Origin of the sequence: Mycobacterium sp. UM_Kg27, from assembly GCF_000972905.1 — a bacterium.
GTDB lineage: Bacteria > Actinomycetota > Actinomycetes > Mycobacteriales > Mycobacteriaceae > Mycobacterium.
Genome location: NZ_JRMM01000218.1, coordinates 1 through 4119, shown reverse-complemented (window position 1 = coordinate 4119; position 4119 = coordinate 1). Strand labels below are relative to the sequence as shown.

The following is a 4119-nucleotide window of genomic DNA, read 5'->3' as shown; positions in this document are numbered from 1 at the left end:
AACAAGTTCGCCACCCTGCCCTACGTGGTGGGGGAGGGGCGTCGGGTGATCGGCAACATCGAGCGGGTGGCGAACCTGTTTTTGACCAAGACGGTGTATTCCGTGCTGCTCGCACTGCTGGTGGGCCTGGTGGGGCTGGCGTCGGCCCTGTTCGGCACCAAACCGTTGCTGTATCCGTTCCAGCCGATCCACGTCACGGTCGCGGCGTGGTTCACCATCGGCATCCCGGCGTTCATCCTGTCGCTCGCGCCGAACAATGAGCGGGCGCACCCCGGGTTCGTACGCCGGGTGATGAGCGGGGCGCTGCCGGCCGGCGTGGTGGTGGGCATCGCCACCTTCGCGTCCTACCTGGTGGCCTACCGCGGCAGCGAAGCCACCGCGGTCCAGCAGATCCAGGCCTCCACCAGCGCGCTGATCACTTTGCTGACCACCGCGGGATGGGTGCTGGCCGTGGTGGCTCGGCCCTATCAATGGTGGCGGCTGCTGTTGGTGATCAGTTGCGGGCTGGCCTACGTGGCGATCTTCGCGATGCCGCTGACCCGGGAGAAGTTCCTGCTGGACCCCTCCAACACGGCACTGACGTTGCTGGCGCTCGGCATCGGCGCGCTCGGCGCAGCCGCCATCGAGGCGATGTGGTGGGCCCGGGGCGGCATGCTCGGTGAGCGGCCGAAGTTGTGGCGGGAGTCGGCAACGACCACAATGACGCAGCGATAAACCGCGACACTAGGGGTAAGCACGACATGGCCAAGCTCTCCGGATCCATCGACGTTCCGCTGCCTCCCGAAGAGGCCTGGGCGTACGCCTCGGATCTGTCCCGCTACAAAGAGTGGCTGACCATTCACCGGGTATGGCGCAGTGTGCTGCCCGAGACCCTCGACAAGGGCACCACCTTGGAGTCGATCGTCGAGGTCAAGGGCATGCTCAACAAGATCAGCTGGACGATCGTGAACTACAAGCCACCCGCCGGGATGACGCTCAATGGCGACGGTAAGGGCGGGGTCAAGATCAAGTTGCTCGCCAAGGTCGCCCCGCAGGGCGATGGCTCCAAGGTCAGTTTCGACGTGCACCTGGGCGGTCCGGCCCTGTTCGGCCCGATCGGCATGCTGGTGGCCGCCGCGCTCAAGAGCGACATCAACGAGTCGCTGCGCAAGTTCGTCACGGTTTTCGCGCCGAGTTAATCGGTTGCACGCCGCGCCATCCCGCCGCTAGTGTGGCGGGCGTCCCTGCACAGGAGGTCATGGAATGACAGGCATCGTCGGTCTCACGCCGCCGTCCGCGCGCTGATCACCGCCGAGTTGCCGTAGTCCGGTCCCGGTTGTCAGCGCTCCCGCTGACCTTCCCGGAGACCGCATGTCCCTCCCTTTTTATGACGCCCGCGCTGGCGTCACCCTGACCGATGTCGGCTTCACCTGGCCCGATGGCGGTGCCGCGCTGGCCGGCGTCACCGGCTCGTTCGGTATCGGCCGTACCGGCCTGGTGGGCGCCAACGGCACCGGCAAATCCACCCTGCTTCGGCTCATCGTCGGCGAACTCCGGCCGACGACCGGGCACATCACCGCGGTCGGGCAGGTGGTCTACCTGCCGCAGCTGCTCACCCTCGATACCGACGCCTCGATCGCCGAGCTGCTCGGTGTCTCCGATCGACTCGCCGCGCTGCGGGCGATCGGAGGCGGAGACGCCGCCGAGGCCCATTTCGAAGTGGTCGGTGATGACTGGGACATCGAATCCCGCGCCGATGCGGCACTGCGCGACATCGGATTTGGATCGGGCGACCTCGATCGCCGAGTCGCCGAACTGTCCGGCGGGGAGGCCATGCTGGTGGCGTTGACCGGGCTGCGGCTGGCGGCCGCCCCGATCACCCTGCTCGATGAGCCGACCAACAACCTGGACCGCGCCGCGCGCGCCGGGTTGGCGCGGCTGGTCGACACGTGGCCCGGCTCGCTCATTGTGGCCAGCCACGACACCGCGCTGCTGGAGCAGATGGACTGCACCGCTGAGCTTTACGACGGACGACTCACCACGTTCGGCGGCCCCTACAGCGCCTGGCGGGCGCACCTGCAAGCCGAGCAGGCCGCCGCCCGGGCGGCGGCCCGCACCGCTAGGCAGGTGGTCAAGGTGGAGAAGCGCCAGCGGGTGGAAGCCGAGACCAAACTCGCTCGACGCAACCGGGCGGCCCAGGTCGCCCACCAGAACAAGCGTGCCGCCAAGATCGTGATGAACCAGAACGCCGCCAATGCCCAGGTCTCGGCGGGCAAGCTGCGTGGGCATCTGGACGGTCGGGTTCGTGATGCCCAAGCCGACTTGGAGGCCGCCTGCGCCCGGGTTCGTCGCGAGGAACACATTCGCGTGGATCTGCCGGATCCGGAGGTGCCCAACGGCCGCCGGCTGGCCGAGCTGCCCGGAGCCGATGGACCGGTCTTGGTGCAGGGACCGGAGCGCATCGCCCTGGACGGCCCGAACGGGGTGGGCAAGACGACGCTGCTGGAAGCACTGCTGAGCGGCGATGCCGGGCGACTGCTGACCGACCGGGTCGGATACCTGCCGCAACGCCTGGACCACCTGGCCGACACCGTGTCCGCGTTCGACGCGGTGTCGGCGGTCTCCGGCGGGCAGCCACGGGCGGTGCGCGCCCAACTGGCCCGATTCCTGCTGACCGAGGACCGGGTGGCCCGGCCGGTCGGCACCCTGTCCGGTGGTGAGCGATTCCGTGTCGCGCTGGCACAACTACTGCTCGCCGATCCACCGCCGCAGTTGTTGTTGCTCGACGAGCCGACCAACAACCTCGACCGGGACAGCGTCGGTCAGCTCGTCGACGCGCTGAGCGGCTATCGCGGAGCCTTCATCGTGGTGAGTCACGACGACGAGTTCCTGGGACGGCTCGGCCTGAGCAGGACGTTGTCGATGCCGCGCAGCGGAGTGCTGGTCGATGCGAGCTAGTGTCACAACATGACTCGCTACCGTCCCGGTTGGCTGATTGCGCTGTGCGCGGCCCTGCTGTCGGGCAGTGCCTGGCTGCCGTGGCTGACCACCTCGGCCGAGGGTGGCGGGCATGCCAGTGCGATCGGCGGCAGCGCCGGTGCCATCGCGCTGCCGCCCCGCTTTGGGGTCGGCCAGCTGATCGTGCTGCTCGCCTCCGTGCTGCTGGTGGCCGGCGCGATGGTGGCCCGGGCGCTGTTCACCCGGCTGGCCGCGGTCGTCGCAGTGCTCGACTCCGCGCTGATCACCGCACTGGGCATCTGGTACTACCGGCTGAACGTCGCGGCACCCATCAACGCCGGCTACGGGCTCTATATCGGCGCCGTCGCCGTCGTGGGTGCGTTGTGCTGTTCGGTGTGGGCGCTGGTCACCGCAGTGCGGCGATGACCTCAGAGAACGCATCGGCGTGCTGCTGCTGGACGGTGAAGTAACTGATCCCGTAACGGTGGCGGCGTTCGCGCAGCGTGTCGGCCATCTCGTCAACGGACCCGGACAGCACCGCGGGCGAGGCCAGCAGTTCCTCATCCGACAGGGTCGGCGCGAACCGGCGGGTCAGTGACAGATCGGGTATCCCGGAGCCGTCGGTCGGCACCGCCGTGATGGCCAGGTTCAGTTCGAGGGCATCAAAGCGGTTGCCGGCGGCTGCGCGGACGAAGTCGACCCGCTCGGCCAGGGAATCGTCGGCACCGTCCACCCGCGACCCGGTCAATCCGATGATGTCGGCGTGGCGAGCTGCCGCGGTCAGTAGCCGGTCACCACTGCCGGCGATCAGGATGGGCACGCGCGGCTGGTGTGTCGCCAGGTACTTCGTCACGTGCTCGAGGTACTCGACGCGGCGGCCGGCGCTGGGAAAGGGCAGCTCGGCAGCCTCGAACTCCGCGCGCACGTAGCCCGCACCCAGGCCCACCTCCAGCCGCCCGCCCGACAGCACGTCGGTGTCGGCGATGTCGCGGGTCAACAGTGCCGGTTTGTAGAAGCAGGCGTTGAGCACGTAGGTGCCCACCCGGATCGTCGAGGTGGCCGCGGCGGCGGCGACCAGAACCGGGAACGGGGCCGGGGCGCCAAGATGATCGGGCACGTGCAGGACGTCGAATCCGGAACCCTCCAGCCGCCGTGCGGTCTCGGTGCTGTCTCTTATACACA

4 protein-coding genes and 1 pseudogene are annotated in these 4119 nt (G+C 68.5%); 4 read left to right on the top strand and 1 reads right to left on the bottom strand.

Translation table 11 applies throughout. From position 1 onward, the window contains the following. The 4 genes and pseudogenes from LI94_RS20510 to LI94_RS20495 form a co-directional block, all read left to right on the top strand. Positions 1-714, top strand: a pseudogene (locus LI94_RS20510) (cation-translocating P-type ATPase); the annotation flags it as partial. Between the two features lie 26 nt (positions 715-740). Beyond that, the gene (locus LI94_RS20505; RefSeq protein ID WP_024441827.1) at positions 741-1178 is read left to right on the top strand and encodes an SRPBCC family protein; all 438 of its coding nucleotides are present in this window, start codon (positions 741-743) and stop codon (positions 1176-1178) included. Positions 1179-1350: 172 nt separating this feature from the next. After that, positions 1351-2937, top strand: a complete 1587-nt coding sequence (locus LI94_RS20500; RefSeq protein ID WP_046302372.1) for an ATP-binding cassette domain-containing protein — start codon at positions 1351-1353, stop codon at positions 2935-2937. 9 nt (positions 2938-2946) lie between these two features. Further along, positions 2947-3363, top strand: a complete 417-nt coding sequence (locus LI94_RS20495) for a hypothetical protein (RefSeq protein WP_046302371.1) — start codon at positions 2947-2949, stop codon at positions 3361-3363. Here LI94_RS20495 and LI94_RS20490 read toward each other — a convergent pair. Then, positions 3344-4114 (bottom strand): TIGR03621 family F420-dependent LLM class oxidoreductase, encoded by a 771-nt coding sequence (locus tag LI94_RS20490; RefSeq protein ID WP_052740000.1) that lies wholly within the window; start codon positions 4112-4114, stop codon positions 3344-3346. The two genes, LI94_RS20495 and LI94_RS20490, sit on opposite strands and share 20 nt — an antisense overlap. Positions 4115-4119 lie beyond the last annotated feature (5 nt).

Bases quoted from the DNA above. Each gene is read 5' to 3' on its own strand.
- LI94_RS20505 (WP_024441827.1), top strand. From the start codon at position 741: ATGGCCAAGCTCTCCGGATCCATCGACGTTCCGCTGCCTCCCGAAGAG.
- LI94_RS20500 (WP_046302372.1), top strand. From the start codon at position 1,351: ATGTCCCTCCCTTTTTATGACGCCCGCGCTGGCGTCACCCTGACCGAT.
- LI94_RS20495 (WP_046302371.1), top strand. From the start codon at position 2,947: ATGACTCGCTACCGTCCCGGTTGGCTGATTGCGCTGTGCGCGGCCCTG.